The sequence below is a fragment of the Streptococcus mitis genome (genome assembly GCF_905187495.1).
Taxonomy (GTDB): Bacteria; Bacillota; Bacilli; order Lactobacillales; family Streptococcaceae; genus Streptococcus; species Streptococcus mitis_CU.
The window spans coordinates 389,912-404,312 of sequence record NZ_CAJJIB010000151.1; the positions used below are offsets into that span (position 1 = coordinate 389,912).

Below are 14,401 nucleotides of genomic sequence, written 5' to 3' on the forward strand. Positions count from 1 at the left end.
CTTCTGTAGCAGACTCTAAAAGAAAATTTCTGCTAACAAATAGAAAAAGCCTTCAAAATCAGCTCTTAGCCAACTTTGAAGACCTAATACATCAGAAAGCTTATAGTTTAAAGGTTGCTACACCGAGGATAGAACGATTTAAGTTTCGAAGAATTTGAAGACTTTGCTCAAATTTCTTATAACGAGTCACTCCGTACTCTTCAACAAGAAGGACTGTATCTCTTTCTAAAAGAGATGGCACATCTTGTAAATCGACAAAATGCATTCCTTTTAAAGACTCTTGATTTTGTTTCAATTTATCTAGAATAGCTTTGTTTGAGCTAACGATAGTCAATTCTTGTCCAGCATTTTTGTATGATAGAATATCTGCTAGATTAGCAATTGTTGTAATCTCTGTTACAAAATCAATTTGATACTGAGAAAAATCACCTGCTCTATTGATTGTTGGATTAAAGAGATAAACCAATACATTTCCCATCACAACCAAAATCACACAAACTACTCCAATAACAGCTAGACGAAGAATCAGATTCTTGACGTTTAATCCAAGCGCTGTCTCACCGTTTGCGTTCAATTCTTTAGAGTTAATGGTTTCCAATTTTTCAATTTTCACGTTTGCATAGGTATTTTTAAATTTATCAACCAGCGCATCAATTTTTTTCTCTAACAAGTCGTTGGCATCTTTACTTGGTGTCAAAATTTTCACACCAACCCCTGCATCGTCAATCATATAGTAGACGGTCAATTTTTTCCACCAATAGTCACTTGTAGAATTTTTCAAGGTTGTCTCTGTCGTATCCAATTCACTGGCAATTTTTTTCAACTCACTCGGCTCTACATCATTGAAAAGATAAGCTCCATTCAAATTCCCATCAATCAATTTCCCGTAGAAATCACTATAACCACCAATTTGATGATTCAAAATCGTTTTAGCTGAATCTTCTGGAGGGGTGATTTTATAGCTGATATAAGTTGAATAACTTGTTGTGTCTTTGACAGTATTTTTATTCTTAACTGCTTTAATTGTAAATGGTACAGCAATGAGAGCAAATAAAGCGATGAGAGCTAGAATATTTGCTTTTCGTTTTTTGTATAGATTTGCAAACAAATCAGCTACTGAATAATGTTCAAACATGATTTTTTTCTCCTTTGTTTAGTAGATACTGGTTCTCTTTTGTAAGCATTTTCGCTACGAATATAATCACAAGAACAATTCCCCAGAATTGCATTGTAAATAAATTGAAGAAACTTTCTGAAAAGCTACTTCTTGGCATAAAGAATAAATTATTCAAGATGAGTAGGGACAAGGCAAATAGGATTGTTCTTGAACGATAGGCTACTTGCAGCATGGCTATAAATAACATACCTAGCAAGAGACTAAGTAGAAAAACTCCTATCATACCATAGTCGGTATACAACTCCATGATATAGCTACTTCCGATACCATGTCCTTTCAAGTATTCCTTGTTCAAGACAAGATAGGATAGATTATGGGCATAACTATTACTATCAATAGCTAGTTCCACACTATTGGTTGTATGTTCAAAGGCTTTTCCTCCGAAAATGGCTCCTAAACTTCCCCTTGCAAAATAATCAATAACAGGACCAAAAGTAAAATTGCGTAAATCTCGGTAAGGGAGGCTACTGTTAAATAGAAAGCCTCGAGCCAAAACACCAAAACTGGTTCCTTGTTTATAGATAAAGTCAAGCAGGATATCCCAGAAACCTGTATGGGAAACCTGGACATTATCCCGTACATAATTGAGTATTCCCATCGCTAACATGAGAATAGGAGAACCTACAAAAATCGCTAACTTTTCTTTAAATCCAATCCATTTTCCCTGTTCAGTTTGTTCCCGCATAAAGTAATAAACGAAAGCAAATAAAATACTTAAAATAAAGGGATTGCGTGTCCCAATTGCCAAATGAATAGTATTAGCTGCAATAAAGGAGACAAGCACTGCTGTTGCCTGCAATTTCTTTGGCTTGGTTGCCAAATACATACACATTGCATAGACCGTAAATGTTGATAAGATATAGGTAAAATAAGGTAGTTTACTTTCAAAGTTTGCATAGTAGGCATAGTAGGAAGTCTGCAAGCGATACAGGAGCCGTTCAAATAACCGAATGAAATAGAAAGGATAGGTTAGAAGAAAAACTCCTAGCGATACAAAGCGCAACCGCTTGATGTAAACATCTTTTAGAGAACTTCCTATCTTGGGTACTTTTATTTGCTTTCTAGCTATAAAATAGCGAGCTAGGAGCCCCCCTGTGGTCAATCCCAATATCGAAACCATGACAACTATAAAGGCAAAGCGATAGGCTATGGGATGATAGGTATCCAAAGCACCATCCCTAAAGTAATCAATAGTCGGCCTTGATACCAGAAATACAAAAATAGTTAAAAAGAAAATAAAATGGATTAAGTAATACTTGATATCATTCCAACAAGCAATTAAGCTACTAACCAGTAAGAACAATAAAGTAGAAAGCAAGCTAACATTGTTATTATTAAACAGATACACAATTCCACTTACTAGCGTCAAGGCATAACTGACTATGGTCAAACTAAATAATAATCGTTTTCCATCAATCACTTGCTCACCCCCGTTCTAATGTAATTTTTTAGATTTTTCAATATTTTTCAGTAATAAGAATCGGTATAAGGAAATATTTATGAATAGAGCCAAAGCACTAATTCTTCTCCCCTTACGGAAAATTGGATTCCTAGCAATAGCAAAGGCATGGACTTTTAAAAAACGATGAATCTGAGAATAGGCTTCAAATTGTTTATACTGATCATCTAGTAACATCTTATCCAGAATAAAGAAGTGGGCATAGGCCAATCTGAAAAAAGCAACCTCTTTCAAGTCAGGATAGTTTTTCACAACTTCATTGTAAAACTTTTGGTAGATATCAATATAGGCTAAATCCTTCTCTGCATAGGGTTTAGTCGTAATACTATCCCCTCTATGAAAATAGTAATAATAGGGTTTGGTATTAACCACATACTTCTTGGCCAACTTGATCAAATCAAAATGATAATAAGCATCTTCATAAATCAATCCCTTTGGAAAGGATAGGGCAGTTGCAATCTCTCTCTTGATTAGCTTATTGCAGATCGTTCCAGGTATTTTTTCACCTATGAGGTATTCCCTCAGAAATGTTTGAGAATCACAGACAAAATACTCATCCTGATTGGCTGACTGTGGGCTTTCATCATTAGCATAGACATTCATGACACCACAGCTCGAAACATCCGCATCTTCTTGAATTAATTGCTCATATAAGCTCTGAATCATTTCTGGATAGATATAATCATCTGAGTCAATAAAAATCAGATAGTCTCCGTGAGCCAGCTTCATTCCATCATTTCGTGCTTGCGACAAACCTTCATTCTGTTTATGAAGCACTGACACCCTATCATCTTGTTCAGCGATTGAATCACACAAGTGACCACTCTCATCTGTTGCACCATCATCAACAAGAATAATTTCCAGATTTTGATAGGTCTGCTTCTGAATGGAAGCTATCGATTTTTCTAGGTACTGCGCCACATTATAGACTGGCACAATGACACTAATTAATGCAGTTTCCATGCTACTCCTCTAATAGTTTTTCTACTTGTTCGATTTGTTTGGCAATTGTAAATTGTTGAATGAATTGGCTAGCCTCATTGACATCAAAGTTTGAGGCAGAGGTCATGTAGTTCGTAATTGCCTGAGCTGCCTCTTGATTGCTCTCAATGATTTGTCCAAATCGTCCTTCTTGTGATAGTTCCTCAGCCCCTCCGACATCCGTAGAGACAAAAGGAAGTCCCAGACTCAAGGCTTCCACATACACTCCAGGAAAACCTTCTTGTTTAGACATAGACAAGAGAACCTTCATCTGAGATAAATACTGATAAGGATTTTTTTGATAACCAAGAAAATGTACATAGTCTTCAAGCTCATACTCTTTGACGCGTTTTTTCAGTTCCTCTTCCATATCCCCAGCCCCGATAAAATAGAGATGATAGTTTTTTCCCTCTTGGTGTAATAATCGTATCACTTCCACCACACGATCAGAACCCTTATTTTCCTCAATCCGTCCGATAGTACAGATACTTTGAGGCACAATCTCGATATCGATCTTCTCTTGAGATTTTTCTAAAATAGTCTTAAAATCATATCCATTGTAGACCGTCTGTAATTTGGAAGCATAATCTGGATAGACTTCCTTGATAGAATTGCTGGTTTTATTCGAAATTCCTACAATGGTATCCGCAGCATCCAACTGGCGTCTATGTGATTCTCTTTTAGAGCTATCCTTAAGAAATTCTTCGATACTTCCATGAATCCAAGAGATTTTCTTGACTTCTTTTCTTTTAGAGAACAGAAGCGGAGGATTCATAATAGTAAAAGAAACTTCAACATCATAGTCATCTCTTACAAGCAAGCGACGTGTCAGTCTTGGAAAATAAATTCTCATTCTCCACAAAAGAGCTCGTATCCATCTGGCTTGGCGATAATCCTGAAGGGATTTTAAAATGCCTACATGTTTGGGAACTGATTCGTATCCTTTGTCAAAGTGCTCCATTTCAAGAATATCAATATCATACTTTTCTGGGTCCAGATTTGAAACAATTGTCGATAGAATCTTTTCCGCGCCACCCCCGAGAGAAAAAGACCACATAAAAAATAATATTTTTTTCTTAGCCACCATATTCTCCCTTGTATTCTATATAAGACTTATCCATATCAGCGATGACAGCATCATGATGTGGTACTTGCTTGTCTGCTGGTGGAGGTGTCATATAATCTCCAAAAGCAGTGCTGAGATAGGCATCATAGCCAACTGGAACGGGCATCTCTGTCTCTTCAAATGGCAAGAAAAGATTATCCTCAAAAGATTCGATTAGGTACTTGTTTCTCATGTAACCAGGACCCGAGCATAATTCCGTGATTCCATCGCTCTCAGCTAGACTGTACTTGGTCATTTCTTTTTCAGCTTTTTTCCAAATGCGATAACGGAGTGATTTTGGCGTCAAACCGAGTAAAATGCGACTTCCCCATTTCATGAGAGCTCCATGCTTTTCTGGAATAGTTTGCGCACAAAAAAGAGAATAAATCAAGGCCCAACGAACCTGTTTTTTCCGCTCAGCTGGATTTTTAGGATAATAATCCAAAGGCAAAACATCCAAGGCCAGACCATGTGGCAATTCTAAATCCTGCTGATAAGGTTTGATACAGGTCGTTTCCTTGTCACGAATGGTAATAAAAAGATTGCGGTCGACAAAATCCTTGTTACTCTTCGACAAGAAATAACGCTCATCTGCATAACGAGGCCATAATTCTGCCAATTTTTCATAATCCTTACGGGGCATAAAAAAATCTAGATCATCATCCCAAGGAATAAAACCCTTGTTTCGAAGGGCACCAATAGCACCTCCTCCACAGAGATAACAAAGCAAATCATGTTCCTTGCAAAAAGCCACAAAATATTCAGCCATCTCCAGACTTCGAGCCTGAATAGCTTTTAAATCAGTCATATTGTTCATTATTCTTTCTATCGTATCGTTCCATTATACCACAAATAAGGGATGAAAATCTATTGCAGACTGTAAAAAATCAAAGCTTGACTGCTGGATACATAGCCTTCAAACTTTGATTTTTCTGTCTTATCTTATCTCATTCCCATTTGAGCGAGCTTGGTTTGATATTTATTTTGGTCTACTAAGAGTGCCTGTCCTCCATAGACATCATAGGCATCGACCCAATCACCTAGTTCTGGAACTGTTAATCTTTCAATGCCATTTTGCGCTCCATCTAGGAAGGATAAACCATTGGTCAGTAGGAAACTATACGGAACATTCGTAGAGGTCATCCCAAAGACCTTACCAAGTGCTTCTGATCCAGTAAAGAGTTTGGTTGGATCCTTGAGTTGCTGCAGAACAGCTGTCAGCACTTGCTGTTGTCTCTTGGTACGACCGTAATCACCTTCATCATCATCACGGAAACGTGCATAATTGAGCAAGGTTGAACCGTTCATCTGCTGTTTCCCAACTTTAATAGTCTGGGTTGGTGACTCTGTTTCCGTAGCATGTAAATCATCTCCGACTGTAGCTTCGGTTAAAGGTTGACCTTCTAAGGTTGAGAATTTGGCATCAATCGTTACACCGTCAGGAAATAGGGTGTCAATAGCAGTTGCGAAGGCCTGGAAGTCTACCAAAGCGTAGTACTTAATGTCCAAGTCAAAATTGTCTTTTAGGACTTTTCGAACCATTTCTGCCCCTTTTTGCCCCTCTTGTTCCCCTAACTCATAGGCCACATTCAACTTATTATCGGACTGCTTTCTACCATTAATGACTTGACTGTATCCGTCTATATAAACCAAATTGTCACGCATAAAGCTGGCCAGTTTGATTTTTTTATCTGAGCCACCAACGTTTAGAACCATAATCGAGTCCGTTCTCGTCTCAGCACTATTTTGGCCAATCCGTCCATCCGTTCCCATAATCAAAATATTGACCCCATCCTTGGTATCTTGACCATGAAAAACTTCTACTTGAGCTGCCTTAGCATTGGCAGGTTTGGTTGGATCCGCATTTGAATAACCTTTTAGGAACATAAAAATCATACCAAAACCAACACAGGCTAGAAGAGCAAGCAATCCTGCAAAAATGCGCCCCCAACGAATCTTACGTTTCTTGGACTTAACCTTTGGAAGAGAATGGCTTTTCTGGTATTTTTTTGCACGACTACGGTTACCATAGGATGGAAGAGGAGATTGATTGATTGGTTCCATGAAAGACTCTTCCATATCATGATTTTCACTATGAATTTCTGGTGAAGCTTCACTACCACTAGCCATATTTAACTTACCTTGCAAGTAAGCAAACTCTTTTTTCTCTCGCTCATTGAGGTAATGAATGTTCTTAAAGAGATAGTCATAACGTAACTGCTCATGATGACTTAAGGGATTTTCTTTACTCATCTTCTCTCCTTTCCGTGGTCTGATATTGGATAAATAGGATAGGCTCCCAGTACTTTATACTGGATTCCAATCGCTTCTAATTCTTTTTGGGCAAAGTTAACCAAATCCTTATCGGCATAATCCACATCAATAATGAAAAAGTATTCTCCCAGTGCTGTCTTGAGTGGACGACTTTCAATTTTTGTCAGGTCAATTCCTCTCCAAGCAAAGGTCGACAGGGCCTTATAAAGGGCACCTGGAAGATTGTCCGGTAAGGTCAAGGCCAAACTCATTTTCTCAGTTTGTGATTTCAAGGGAATAAAAGGCATTTCAGCTCCCAAAACCCAGAAACGTGTGAAATTGGCTTCCATTTCCTGAATATCCTCAGCAATCAGTTCTAAACCATATTCTTCAGCAGAACTTCTAGGAGCAATGGCTGCATAAGGCTGGTCTGGATGTTCGGAAATAAAACAGGCCGCATAAGCTGTACTAGCTGTTACCTCGATTTGAGCCTCTGGATATTGTTCATCGATGAATTTCTTTCCTTGAGCCAAAGCCTGAGGATGTGAAAAAATCTTTTCAATCTTAGTATGGCCTGGAACCACCATCAACTGCTGATGAATAGGCTGAACGATTTCTGACACTGCTTGAATGCGAGCCTGATGAAAAAGGTAGTCCAAGGTTTCATGAACACTACCCTCGATAGAATTTTCAACTGGCACCACAGAATAGTCCACCAAACCTTGCTCATAGGCCTTGATGACATCTGTAATATTAGCAAAGGCCTGCAATTCCTCATGAGGAAAAGCTGTCTGCACAACGTGGTGTGAAAATGATCCCTTGGGACCTAGATAAGCAATTTTCATCTCAGTTCCTCTATAATTTCATCTGGGCTTAGCTCGGTCACATCCAAAATCCGACTAGCCACTTCCTCATACCAAGCCTGTCTTTCTTGGAAAATAGCTGCTAATTCTTCCTTGCTATTATTTAGAAAAAGCGGACGCTGATTGTCCTTATCAGTTGATATTCGTTGGTAGAGGGTTTCAAAATCAGCTTTCAGGTAGATATTATCAGAATTTGTCTTTAGTAAGTCACGATTTCGCTGAGAAACGACCACTCCTCCACCAGTTGACACAACTTGGTCTCTTTGTAGTAAATCAGCTAGGACTTCTGATTCTACCTGACGAAAGGCCGCTTCTCCCTTTTCAGCGAAAAAATCAGCAATGGACATGCCCAAACATTCCTCGATTAAGGCATCCATATCGATGTAGTCTGGGTTCAAACCTCTTGCAATAGTCGATTTGCCAGCCCCCATAAATCCGAGTAATACCTTAGCCATGAATCAAGTTCTCCAAATCATCAAAGAAGCTAGGATAGCTGGTATTGATGGCTTCTGCACGATCAAGCTCCACTACTCCATCAGCAACCAAGAGGGCCGCGATAGCTGTCATCATGCCGATACGATGGTCTCCAAAAGTATTGACTCTAGCACCGTGAAGTGCTGATTTTCCTTTGATAATCATTCCATCTGCTGTAGGTGTGATATGCGCACCCATGCTATTTAAGGCGTCTGCCACAACCTGAATGCGATCTGTTTCCTTGACCTTGAGTTCCTCAGCATCCTTAATAACTGTTACACCTTGGGCTTGGGTCGCAAGTAGAGCGATAACTGGCAATTCATCAATCAAGCGTGGAATCAAAGCGCCACCAATCTCTGTTCCCTTGAGATCTGAAGACTCAACAGTCAAGGTAGCAGATTTAGCGACTGGAGCAATTTCAGTTATTTCTAGTTTTCCACCCATGGCACGAATGACATCAATAATACCAGTACGCGTTTCGTTGATGCCCACATTCTTAAGCACCACACGAGAGTTTGGAACAATCAAACCTGCGACCAACCAAAAGGCTGCACTGGAAATATCTCCTGGAACAACCACCTTTTGTCCTGACAATTTTTGTGGTCCTTGAACTGTGATTTTCTTGCCCTCCACACTTAAATGACCACCAAATTGTTGTAACATATCTTCCGTATGATTACGAGTGCACTCTTTTTCGATAATAACAGACTCCCCCTGAGCCTGCAAGGCCGCAAACATCAAGGCTGACTTAACCTGGGCAGAGGCAATTGGCAACTCATAATGAATAGGTCTTAGGTTTTTCGTCCCTTTTAAATGAAGGGGAGGCAGGTCTCGCTCAGTTTGCCCTGAAATGTTAACACCCATTTTTTTCAGTGGAAGGGTCACACGATCCATAGGACGTTTGGAAAGACTGTCATCTCCAAACATTCCTACTTCAAAGTCTGCACCAGCAAGAACACCTGAAATCAGACGAATCGAGGTGCCAGAATTTCCCATATCAAGAGCATTTTGCGGAGGTTTTAAGCCATCCATGCCTACACCTTGAATAGTAATAACCCCATCTTTGTCCTTAATTTCAACACCAAGGTCACGAAAAACCTGCATGGTCGAAAGAACGTCTTCACCTCGCAGAATATCATAAACCTTGGTCTCACCCTCAGACAAACTTCCAAAGATAATGGAACGGTGACTGATAGACTTGTCACCTGGGACTCGGATACTGCCGTGTAAGTGGCGAATGTTTGTTTTTAGTTTCATACTGGACCTCATACTTGCAATACTTTTACCTATTTTATCATAAAAAGCCAGAAATTCCTTAAAAATTCCTGACTTTATGATAGTTATTTTCTTATTTTAGCAATTCTTTTCATTTTCAATTTACCAACTATCTGAAGAACCACCACCATCAAATCCACCGCCACCCCAATCATCTGAAGACCAAGATGAACTAGAACTACCAGAATCATATGAATCTGATCTATCATAAGAACTTGACTGTACTCTTTGTGAAGCATAGTAGCTTTTTTTAAGATCGGAAGTCCAAGAAGCATTCCTCACAAAATCTTTATCGTTTGGATAGAGTTTCCCCTTCCCTTTATAAGAGTATTGAGAGCGATTAAGCCTATCTAGGTGCTTTCTTTCAACTTCTGCGTAGTATGCTTCTAGAAGTAATGCAGTCCAAGTATCATTAGGCAGAAAACCTTTTGAGTCTGGATAAAGTTTATTATATCCTTCGTACTGATATTGAGACCTAATTAAACGCTTATTTTTTTTATAGTCAGATTTACGTTCTTCAGTCCACGTATCGTTAGGTACAAAGTCAGGAAAATCTGGATACAGCTTACCCTTTCCCTCGTACTCATACTTAGAAAAGCGACATCTTTTTAAGTACTTGATCCACGTTGCTAAACTTAGTAAAAGAAAGAACAACAGATAGAACAATATCGGAAACGGAATGTAATCGAAGTACTTACTAAAGCCTTCATTATTTTTTAATGATTTTTCATAGCTTTTTGGAAGTCGATTATTTTCCTTCTTGTTTATGATTTCAGCTTTTCTAGACTCCGCTTTAGAAATGCCTACTAGAATTTTGTTAAGGGCATCAGTATATTTCCCTTCTTTCATGTATGGCTTAGAATCATTTAGTAAGGAACTGGCCATAGAGTCAGTAAGCCAAATTGCTGCTTCGTTGGATGTTTCAATACGAAACTTTCTATCCTTTATAGCAATAGCAATTAAAATTCCACTGTTGGAATCTTGTTTCCCAACTTTCCATTTGCGTGCAACCTCATTGGCTACCTCTTCGATACTGGAACCGTCCAGAGTATCTACAATGTAAATACCTACTTGGGTTTCACTTCCAGAATTCATACTCTCTAACGTTTCTGCAACACTAGTAGTTAAATAACCGTTAGGATCGTAAATACCATTTAAAGGACGATCTGGAACAGCTATATTAGCCGCAACAAGAGGCAGAAAAAAGAATAAAGGGGTAATTAAGAGTATAAGTAACTTTTTCATAGAAGATACCCCACAAGACTAATCAGTTAAATTGACTTTAGGGACAACCTTTGCATCTTTCTCTGCTTCAATTAACTCAGCTCTTTGGAAACCAAACAAACTAGCTATCACACTAGTAGGAAAACGTCTAATGGTCTTATTATATTCTGTTGCAGTATCGTTATAATCTTTACGAGCGACAAACAAACGATTTTCAGTTCCCTCAAGCTCTGAAATTAGAGAAGACACTTGTGTGTCAGCTTTTAACTCAGGATAATTTTCTTGAACAACTAGCAATCGAGAAATGGCAGAAGTTAATTCGCTCTCCCCTTCATTTTTTGTTTCTGTATTTCCTGAGCCAATCTTAGAACGAGCATCCGCAATCTTTGTAAAGATGTCTTCTTCGTGCTTCATATATCCTTTTACAGAATTCACAACATTTGGAATTAAGTCAGCTCTACGTTGAAGTGCCACTTCAATCTTCGAGTTAGCTTGTTTCACAGATTCATCTTTGCTAACAAGACTATTGTACGAACCTGCCAACACTATAATACTGATGAAGATAATTCCTACAGGAATTCCTATTAGAGCAATTAATTTTTTTGACATATTTTTTCCTATTTTCTATTGTTCATCATTTATCTACTATTTATCGATAATAAAAATTTCATTCTCTTTCATAATTGTTTCTATATTTATTATCTCATCAACAATTTCTAACTTATCAATTGAAGTAGAAAATAACAGTTATAAACTTTCAAATTCATTTTGTATTATAGTTATGATTTTCAATAGCCTATTTAATTTGTTTTGTATTTTGTTTATTAGTAAAGACATTCATCCCCACAGTCATTCTTAAACGAACCACGCTAATAACTCTAACTAATACAGTAGTTATCAATAATAATCATACGCTTAAGAAAATACCTATAAGTAATGAACAAAATAATGTTCTTATTTTAGCAATTCTGAAACTGGTTCGAAAACAATTTTTTCAATGTCAGAAAGGTAAATTGCCAATTGTTGTTGCTTAGTAAAGAATTCTGATAAGAGGCTATTCCCTTGAATCTGCTTGCCAAAGCCTTCCATTTTCGCTTGAAAGGAAGCGTCTGGCATTTGACCTGTCTGTGCTAGTCTTTGAATTTCCTCTTGGAAGGCAACATATTCTGTAAAAATTTTGCTTGCCTCAGCATCTGCTGAAATAGCATCTTTAGCTGCTTTAACAGCCTTGTATTCTGGTAATTCGCGTAGACCGCGACTAAGTTCGTTTGCACTATCGTAAATATTTGACATGATTTTCTCCTTATTTGATAACGACTGTATAATCGGTGTTTTCTGTTATGAGGTGCTCAGCTCTTTCCAAGTCTTGAGCATTTTTAAATGAAATTTGTAGAATCCCATGAATATCCTCACGGTTTTCCTCATTGATGTGAATATTGACCAAGGAAGTTCCTCGTAGTAGTTCCAAAATCCTCAAGATGACATCTTCTTCATCGGGAACGTCGACATAAAGGTCATAAGAGCTATCCACACCACCACGCTTATGAATTTCCATGGCCTGACGTTGCTCACGCGCTTGGTTGAAAAAGTTCCAAATCTGCTCTTCATCTCCCTTGCTGATGGCCTGACCAACCTCATCCAAACGTTCCTTGAAATCCGCAATTCGCTCCAGAATAGTCTCACGATTGGACAAGAGAATGGACGTCCACATACCTGGCTCGCTTTCCGCAATCCGAGTCATATCTCGAAAACCACCTGCCGCAAAGCGCCTTGCCATCTCATGTTTTTGAGCATAGACCGCGGTCTGTTCCATGAGACTAGAAGCTAGAATATGAGGAAAATGGCTAATCTGAGAAGTGACTCGATCATGCTCCTTGGCATCAATCTCGATAAAGCGAGCGTGAAGACCTGAAAGCAGATCCTTCATTTCCTCAAGTGTGTCAGGACTTGTCAGGCTCGAAGGCGTGAAGATATAATAGGCATTTTCAAAAAGATTGACATCTGCCGAAGCAGCCCCTGTCTTGTGACTACCAGCCATGGGATGGGCTCCTACAAAGCGAACAGACTTGCCAGCCAAATACTGCTCCGCTGCATCTACAATGGCTGACTTGGTCGAACCAGCATCTGAAATAATGACGCCTTCTTTTAAGTCTAAGTTGGCCAATTCATTAATGAAAGCAATAGTTTGTTTGATTGGCAAGCTGAGAATAATGATATCTGCCAAAGGAGCAAAACTAGCAAAATCATCCGTTGCACGGTCAATCATGCCTTCTTTCAAGGCGATATCTCTCGAAGCTTGACTGCGATTATAACCTAAAATTTCATAATCTGGATGATCGCGTTTGATACCAAGTGCCATCGAGGCACCGATCAAACCAAGACCTGCGATATAGACTATTTTTGCCATAGGAACTCCTTAATAGTTCTTTGTATAGTCTCGGTGTTGGGCTACCGCTTCTTTTAGTTCCTCGAGATTATCTGATGAGAATTTTTCAAGGATTTCTTGCGCCAGAACCGTTGCCACAACGGCTTCCATGACCACACCGGCTGCTGGAAGAGCGGTCGGATCACTTCTCTCCACGGTTGCCTTATAAGGTTCGTGGGTTTCGATATCCACACTCATAAGAGGCTTATAAAGAGTAGGAATAGGTTTCATAACTCCACGAACAACAATGGGTTGCCCATTAGTCATACCGCCTTCAAAGCCCCCTAGATTGTTGGTACGGCGGGTATAACCGTCTTCTTTAGACCAGAGAATTTCGTCCATAACTTGGCTGCCTTTACGATAACCAGCTTCAAAGCCAAGACCAAATTCCACCCCTTTAAAGGCATTGATAGAAACAACTGCTTGAGCCAATCTTGCATCCAATTTTCTGTCCCATTGGACATAGGAACCAAGACCAACTGGAACACCTCCAACGACTGTCTCCACAACCCCACCGATGGTATCACCGTTACGTTTGATTTGGTCAATATAATCCTTGATTTCTTGTTCTCTTTCTTGGTTGACAATAGAAACTTCAGACTGGGCAGCTCTTTCCTTAATCTCAGCAACTGTCAGATTCTCAGGAACATCGATTTCCTTGCCACCAAAGACAACGACATGGTTGGCAATTTCCATATCCAGCTCAGCCAAGAGGCGTTTAGCTACTGCTCCAACTGCCACCCGCATAGTTGTTTCACGAGCTGATGAACGTTCTAAAGAATTTCGCAAATCGTCAAAACGGTACTTGATGCCCCCTACCAAGTCGGCATGACCTGGACGAGGATGGGTGATTTTTCGTTTGCTTTTAAGGCGGTCTTCAATGTCCTCCGCAGACATGATGTCCAGCCATTTTTGGTGGTCCTTATTGATGACATCCATAGTAATAGGCGCTCCTGTCGTCTTCCCATGGCGAACACCCGAAGTAAAGACAACCTGGTCACTCTCAATCTTCATACGACCACCACGACCGTAGCCACCTTGACGGCGTTTAAGGTCTCCATTAATATCCTCAGCTGTCAAAGGAAGTCCTGCTGGAATTCCTTCAATGATAGCCGTCAGACGGGGACCGTGTGATTCTCCTGCAGTTAAATATCTCATACGTTCT

General features: G+C 39.3%; 14 protein-coding genes. All 14 read right to left on the reverse strand.

Annotated features, from left to right (window positions below; genetic code table 11):
- Positions 1 to 100: 100 nt before the first annotated feature.
- Positions 101 to 1,135: a teichoic acid biosynthesis protein TarQ gene (tarQ, locus tag JQ843_RS08075; protein ID WP_203213357.1), complete on the reverse strand. Its 1,035-nt coding sequence runs from the start codon at positions 1,133 to 1,135 to the stop codon at positions 101 to 103.
- Positions 1,128 to 2,597, reverse strand: a complete 1,470-nt coding sequence (locus JQ843_RS08080; RefSeq protein WP_203213358.1) for an O-antigen polysaccharide polymerase Wzy family protein — start codon at positions 2,595 to 2,597, stop codon at positions 1,128 to 1,130. Before JQ843_RS08080 ends, tarQ begins: the two co-directional genes overlap by 8 nt.
- A gap of 15 nt (positions 2,598 to 2,612) precedes the next feature.
- On the reverse strand, positions 2,613 to 3,599 hold the full coding sequence (locus JQ843_RS08085) for a glycosyltransferase family 2 protein (protein ID WP_203213359.1): 987 nt from the start codon (positions 3,597 to 3,599) through the stop codon (positions 2,613 to 2,615).
- Between the two features lies 1 nt (position 3,600).
- Entirely contained in the window at positions 3,601 to 4,704 is a 1,104-nt protein-coding gene (locus tag JQ843_RS08090) for a glycosyltransferase (RefSeq protein WP_203213360.1), read from the reverse strand.
- The gene (locus tag JQ843_RS08095) at positions 4,694 to 5,539 is read right to left on the reverse strand and encodes a LicD family protein (protein ID WP_203213361.1); all 846 of its coding nucleotides are present in this window, start codon (positions 5,537 to 5,539) and stop codon (positions 4,694 to 4,696) included. Before JQ843_RS08095 ends, JQ843_RS08090 begins: the two co-directional genes overlap by 11 nt.
- 125 nt (positions 5,540 to 5,664) lie before the next feature.
- Positions 5,665 to 6,975, reverse strand: coding sequence for an LCP family protein (locus tag JQ843_RS08100; RefSeq protein WP_024057048.1), 1,311 nt, complete (start codon positions 6,973 to 6,975; stop codon positions 5,665 to 5,667).
- On the reverse strand, positions 6,972 to 7,820 hold the full coding sequence (gene pheA, locus JQ843_RS08105; RefSeq protein ID WP_203213362.1) for a prephenate dehydratase: 849 nt from the start codon (positions 7,818 to 7,820) through the stop codon (positions 6,972 to 6,974). Before pheA ends, JQ843_RS08100 begins: the two co-directional genes overlap by 4 nt.
- Positions 7,817 to 8,293: a shikimate kinase gene (locus JQ843_RS08110; RefSeq protein WP_049542912.1), complete on the reverse strand. Its 477-nt coding sequence runs from the start codon at positions 8,291 to 8,293 to the stop codon at positions 7,817 to 7,819. Before JQ843_RS08110 ends, pheA begins: the two co-directional genes overlap by 4 nt.
- Positions 8,286 to 9,569: a 3-phosphoshikimate 1-carboxyvinyltransferase gene (gene aroA / locus JQ843_RS08115; protein ID WP_203213363.1), complete on the reverse strand. Its 1,284-nt coding sequence runs from the start codon at positions 9,567 to 9,569 to the stop codon at positions 8,286 to 8,288. Before aroA ends, JQ843_RS08110 begins: the two co-directional genes overlap by 8 nt.
- A 120-nt stretch (positions 9,570 to 9,689) precedes the next feature.
- The gene (locus tag JQ843_RS08120) at positions 9,690 to 10,832 is read right to left on the reverse strand and encodes a TPM domain-containing protein (RefSeq protein WP_203213364.1); all 1,143 of its coding nucleotides are present in this window, start codon (positions 10,830 to 10,832) and stop codon (positions 9,690 to 9,692) included.
- Between the two features lie 18 nt (positions 10,833 to 10,850).
- A complete protein-coding gene (locus JQ843_RS08125; RefSeq protein WP_203213365.1) occupies positions 10,851 to 11,420 on the reverse strand; it encodes a LemA family protein in 570 nt (189 codons plus the stop codon).
- A gap of 345 nt (positions 11,421 to 11,765) precedes the next feature.
- Positions 11,766 to 12,104 carry a YlbF/YmcA family competence regulator gene (locus JQ843_RS08130; protein WP_000065980.1) on the reverse strand — a complete coding sequence of 113 codons (339 nt, stop codon included), beginning with the start codon at positions 12,102 to 12,104 and terminating at the stop codon, positions 11,766 to 11,768.
- 10 nt (positions 12,105 to 12,114) lie between these two features.
- On the reverse strand, positions 12,115 to 13,218 hold the full coding sequence (locus JQ843_RS08135; protein WP_203213366.1) for a prephenate dehydrogenase: 1,104 nt from the start codon (positions 13,216 to 13,218) through the stop codon (positions 12,115 to 12,117).
- Between the two features lie 9 nt (positions 13,219 to 13,227).
- Positions 13,228 to 14,394, reverse strand: coding sequence for a chorismate synthase (gene aroC / locus JQ843_RS08140; RefSeq protein WP_084947505.1), 1,167 nt, complete (start codon positions 14,392 to 14,394; stop codon positions 13,228 to 13,230).
- Positions 14,395 to 14,401 lie beyond the last annotated feature (7 nt).

What these genes read in the sequence shown, in the direction of transcription:
- tarQ (WP_203213357.1), bottom strand. Translation starts at nt 1,135, where the DNA reads ATGTTTGAACATTATTCAGTAGCTGATTTGTTTGCAAATCTATACAAA.
- JQ843_RS08085 (WP_203213359.1), bottom strand. Translation starts at nt 3,599, where the DNA reads ATGGAAACTGCATTAATTAGTGTCATTGTGCCAGTCTATAATGTGGCG.
- JQ843_RS08090 (WP_203213360.1), bottom strand. Translation starts at nt 4,704, where the DNA reads ATGGTGGCTAAGAAAAAAATATTATTTTTTATGTGGTCTTTTTCTCTC.
- JQ843_RS08095 (WP_203213361.1), bottom strand. Translation starts at nt 5,539, where the DNA reads ATGAACAATATGACTGATTTAAAAGCTATTCAGGCTCGAAGTCTGGAG.
- JQ843_RS08100 (WP_024057048.1), bottom strand. Translation starts at nt 6,975, where the DNA reads ATGAGTAAAGAAAATCCCTTAAGTCATCATGAGCAGTTACGTTATGAC.
- pheA (WP_203213362.1), bottom strand. Translation starts at nt 7,820, where the DNA reads ATGAAAATTGCTTATCTAGGTCCCAAGGGATCATTTTCACACCACGTT.
- JQ843_RS08110 (WP_049542912.1), bottom strand. Translation starts at nt 8,293, where the DNA reads ATGGCTAAGGTATTACTCGGATTTATGGGGGCTGGCAAATCGACTATT.
- aroA (WP_203213363.1), bottom strand. Translation starts at nt 9,569, where the DNA reads ATGAAACTAAAAACAAACATTCGCCACTTACACGGCAGTATCCGAGTC.
- JQ843_RS08120 (WP_203213364.1), bottom strand. Translation starts at nt 10,832, where the DNA reads ATGAAAAAGTTACTTATACTCTTAATTACCCCTTTATTCTTTTTTCTG.
- JQ843_RS08125 (WP_203213365.1), bottom strand. Translation starts at nt 11,420, where the DNA reads ATGTCAAAAAAATTAATTGCTCTAATAGGAATTCCTGTAGGAATTATC.
- JQ843_RS08130 (WP_000065980.1), bottom strand. Translation starts at nt 12,104, where the DNA reads ATGTCAAATATTTACGATAGTGCAAACGAACTTAGTCGCGGTCTACGC.
- JQ843_RS08135 (WP_203213366.1), bottom strand. Translation starts at nt 13,218, where the DNA reads ATGGCAAAAATAGTCTATATCGCAGGTCTTGGTTTGATCGGTGCCTCG.
- aroC (WP_084947505.1), bottom strand. Translation starts at nt 14,394, where the DNA reads ATGAGATATTTAACTGCAGGAGAATCACACGGTCCCCGTCTGACGGCT.